The organism is Pseudomonas sp., from assembly GCF_026224925.1.
Lineage (GTDB): Bacteria > Pseudomonadota > Gammaproteobacteria > Pseudomonadales > Pseudomonadaceae > Aquipseudomonas.
Window position 1 is genome coordinate 1 of the sequence record NZ_JAMFRV010000076.1, and the last position, 4,197, is coordinate 4,197.

Annotated in this window: 3 protein-coding genes and 1 pseudogene; all 4 read left to right on the plus strand. The window is 56.8% G+C overall.

What is annotated here, in order from left to right; all coding sequences use genetic code 11:
- Positions 1-94 (plus strand): annotated as a pseudogene (locus tag M0974_RS03380) (DUF454 domain-containing protein); the annotation flags it as partial.
- Between the two features lie 232 nt (positions 95-326).
- Positions 327-1,754, plus strand: a complete 1,428-nt coding sequence (gene arcD / locus M0974_RS03385; RefSeq protein WP_297832794.1) for an arginine-ornithine antiporter — start codon at positions 327-329, stop codon at positions 1,752-1,754.
- 33 nt (positions 1,755-1,787) lie between these two features.
- Positions 1,788-3,044 (plus strand): arginine deiminase, encoded by a 1,257-nt coding sequence (gene arcA / locus M0974_RS03390; protein WP_297832797.1) that lies wholly within the window; start codon positions 1,788-1,790, stop codon positions 3,042-3,044.
- Positions 3,045-3,076: 32 nt separating this feature from the next.
- The gene (locus M0974_RS03395) at positions 3,077-4,084 is read left to right on the plus strand and encodes an ornithine carbamoyltransferase (protein ID WP_297832801.1); all 1,008 of its coding nucleotides are present in this window, start codon (positions 3,077-3,079) and stop codon (positions 4,082-4,084) included.
- Positions 4,085-4,197 lie beyond the last annotated feature (113 nt).

A 4,197-nucleotide genomic window follows, 5' to 3' on the forward strand; every position in this document is an offset into this window, starting at 1 on the left:
CGATCACGGCTGGACGGTGTACCTCGCTATCGGTGGCATGAGTTTGGGCAATCTCTGGATCTGGTCCAGGCCGGAACCTGCTGCTGCCTGCTGAAATATTCGTTGGGTGACAGGCCCTCTTCGCGAATGAATTCGCTCCTACAGGGGGCCTCGATTTAACTGTGTGTGCGAATTCATTCGCGAAGAAACTGACTCGGTCTACCTGACGAAACCCTATACCAGCGGCTAATCGTCACAGCTATCAACCCACTCCTTGATCTGTGTCACACCCCCCTCTGGCCATTGAATTATCGTTGCCAATTCCTTCTCCTGGATGGAGCTGCGCGATGTCTGATTCCCCTGGCAAACTTCGACTTGGTGCGCTGGTCGCCTTGGTGGTGGGTTCGATGATTGGCGGGGGAATTTTCTCGCTGCCGCAAAACATGGCAGCCAGTGCTGATGTCGGGGCGATCTTGATTGGATGGGTTATCACCGCCGTCGGCATGTTGACTCTGGCGTTCGTGTTCCAGACCTTGGCCAACCGCAAACCCACCCTCGACGCCGGAGTTTACGCCTACGCCAAAGCCGGTTTCGGCGACTACATGGGCTTTTCATCCGCCTGGGGATACTGGATCAGCGCGTGGCTGGGCAACGTCGGTTATTTCGTTCTGCTGTTCAGCACCCTCGGTTACTTCTTCCCGATTTTCGGTCAGGGCAATACCGGCGCAGCGATTATCGGCTCGTCTATTTTGCTGTGGGCGGTGCACTTTCTCGTACTGCGCGGAATCAAGGAAGCCGCGTTCATCAACCTGGTGACCACGGTCGCCAAAGTCGTGCCGCTGTTATTGTTCATGTTGATTGCCGTGTTCGCGTTCAAACTGGACATCTTCAGCGCTGACATCTGGGGGCTCAAGAATCCGGACTTGGGCAGTGTGATGAACCAAGTGCGCAACATGATGCTGGTCACCGTGTGGGTGTTTATCGGCATCGAAGGCGCGAGCATCTTCTCGGCCCGCGCCGAAAAACGCTCGGACGTGGGCAAGGCCACGATCATTGGTTTCATCACCGTGTTGCTGTTCCTAGTGTTCGTTAACGTGCTCTCGATCGGGATCATGACTCAACCGGAACTGGCAAAACTGCAGAACCCATCGATGGCTGCCGTGCTGGAACACGTAGTCGGACATTGGGGCGCGGTGCTGATCAGCGTTGGCTTGATCATATCCCTGCTCGGCGCCCTGCTCTCTTGGGTGTTGCTGTGTGCCGAAATCATGTTCGCGGCCGCCAAGGATCACACCATGCCAGCGTTCCTCAAAAGGGAAAACGTCAACCATGTGCCGGCCAATGCGCTGTGGCTGACCAATGCCATGGTCCAGGTGTTCCTGATCATTACCTTGTTCTCGGCCAGCACTTACCTGTCGCTGATCTACCTCGCGACCTCAATGATCTTGATCCCGTACCTATGGTCTGCAGCCTATGCTGTGCTGCTGGCGGTGCGGGGCGAAACCTATGAAAAAGCCAGCGCCGAACGTAAAAAAGACCTGTTCATTGCTGCTGTCGCGCTGATTTATGCGGTCTGGCTGATCTACGCCGGCGGGGTCAAATACCTGCTGCTCTCGGCCCTGCTTTACGCCCCTGGCGTCATTCTGTTTGCCAAGGCCAAACGTGAAGTCGGCCAGGCAGTCTTTACCCCCGTGGAGAAATTGATATTCGCCTTTGTCGCGGTCGGTGCGCTGGTGGCGGCCTATGGTCTCTACGACGGCTTCTTGACCCTGTAACACCCGTGCACATTTCACTGGAGGAGTACATAAATGTCCGCTGATACCGTCAAACTTGGCGTCCACTCTGAAGTCGGAAAACTGCAAAAAGTGCTGGTGTGCTCTCCCGGCCTGGCCCACCAACGATTAACCCCGAACAACTGCGATGAACTGCTGTTCGACGACGTGTTGTGGGTCAATCAAGCCAAGCGCGACCATTTCGATTTCGTCACCAAAATGCGCGAGCGCGACATTGATGTGCTGGAGATGCACAACCTGCTCAGCGACATCGTGGCGCTCCCCGAAGCGCTGGACTGGATTCTTGAGCGTAAGATCGCCGCGAACTCGGTCGGCATCGGCTTGATCAATGAAACTAATTCCTGGCTGCGCAGCCTGGAGCCACGCAAGATCGCCGAATACTTGATTGGCGGCGTATCAGCGGATGACTTGCCCAGCGATTTCGGCGGTAAGACCCTAGAGATATTCCGTGATTTCCTCGGCCATTCCAGTTTCATTCTGCCGCCGCTGCCGAACACGATATTCACCCGAGACACCACCTGCTGGATCTACGGTGGCGTCACGCTGAACCCTATGCACTGGCCTGCGCGCCGCCAGGAAACCTTGCTCGCGAGCGCCATCTACAAATTTCATCCCGAGTTCGTCAACGCTGAGTTCCGCATTTGGTACGGTGACCCGGATCTAGACCACGGCAGCGCCAGCCTTGAAGGCGGCGACGTGATGCCCATCGGCAACGGCGTAGTATTGATCGGCATGGGCGAACGCTCTTCGCATCAAGCCATTGGCCAACTGGCGCGCAACTTGTTTCAGCACAACGCAGTCCAACGGGTGATTGTCGCCGGGCTGCCGCAGTCCCGTGCTGCGATGCACCTGGACACCGTGTTCAGCTTTTGTGACCGCGACCTGGTGACGATCTTCCCGGATGTCGTAAAGCAGATCGTCGCCTTCAGCCTGCGCCCGGATGAAAGCCAACCGGGCGGCATCGACATTCGTCGCGAAGACGGCACCTTTCTCGAGACCGTGGCCGCCGCGCTCAACCTCAAAGCCTTGCGCGTGGTCGAAACCGGAGGCAACAGTTTCGCTGCCGAGCGTGAGCAGTGGGACGACGGCAATAACGTCGTGGCGTTGGAGCCCGGCGTGGTCATTGGCTACGACCGCAACACTTACACCAACACCCTGTTGCGCAAGGCAGGCGTCGAAGTCATCACCATCAGCGCCAGTGAATTGGGCCGAGGGCGTGGCGGCGGCCATTGCATGACCTGCCCCATCGTTCGTGACCCTGTGAATTACTGATCGCTTGCCCACCCAAAAGGGAGACATTGAACATGGCTTTTAATATGCGTAACCGCAGCCTGCTGAGCTTAATGCACCACACCACGCGCGAGCTGCACTACTTACTGGACCTGTCCCGCGACCTTAAGCGCGCGAAGTACACCGGCACCGAACAGCAACACCTGAAGGGCAAAAACATCGCGTTAATCTTCGAAAAAACGTCGACCCGCACCCGGTGCGCGTTCGAAGTCGCGGCCCACGATCAAGGCGCCCACGTCACCTACATTGACCCTGTATCGTCGCAAATCGGCCACAAAGAAAGCATGAAGGACACCGCCCGGGTACTTGGCAGGATGTTCGATGCCATTGAATACCGTGGCTTCGAGCAAGAGATCGTCGAAGAGCTGGCCAAATTCGCCGGAGTGCCGATTTTCAACGGCCTAACCGCAGAATTCCACCCGACGCAAATGATCGCCGACACCATGACCATGCGTGAACACAGCGACAAACCGCTGCACGACATCAGTTACGCCTACTTGGGCGATGCGCGTTACAACATGGGCAATTCGCTGCTGATGATCGGTGCCAAGCTGGGCATGGACGTGCGCATCGGCGCGCCAAAAGCTTTATGGCCACATGAAGACTTTATCGCGCAGTGCAAAGCGTTTGCCGAAGAAAGCGGCGCACGCATTACCCTCACCGAAGACCCGAAAGAAGCGGTCAAGGGCGTCGATTTCATCCACACCGACATTTGGGTGTCCATGGGCGAACCGGTGGAAGCCTGGGACGAGCGCATCGAGCAGTTGCTGCCGTATCAGGTCAACAGCGAGATGATGAAAGCGGCGGGCAATCCGCGCGTTAAATTTATGCATTGCCTGCCAGCGTTTCACAACAGCGAAACCACGGTCGGCAAAGACATCGCCAGCCGTTACCCGAACCTGGCCAACGGCGTGGAAGTCACCGAAGAGGTGTTTGAGTCACCGGCCAATATTGCGTTTGAGCAGGCGGAAAACCGTATGCACACCATTAAAGCGATATTGGTGGCTGCTTTGGCTGGCTGAGTTGCCCCAAAACCGTAGGAGCGGGGGTGCGCGGGGTGGCTCGCGACGCCGTCGCACACACCCGACACGAATATTGACGGAAAGATAAAAAAAAAATGTTTAATAATGATGCG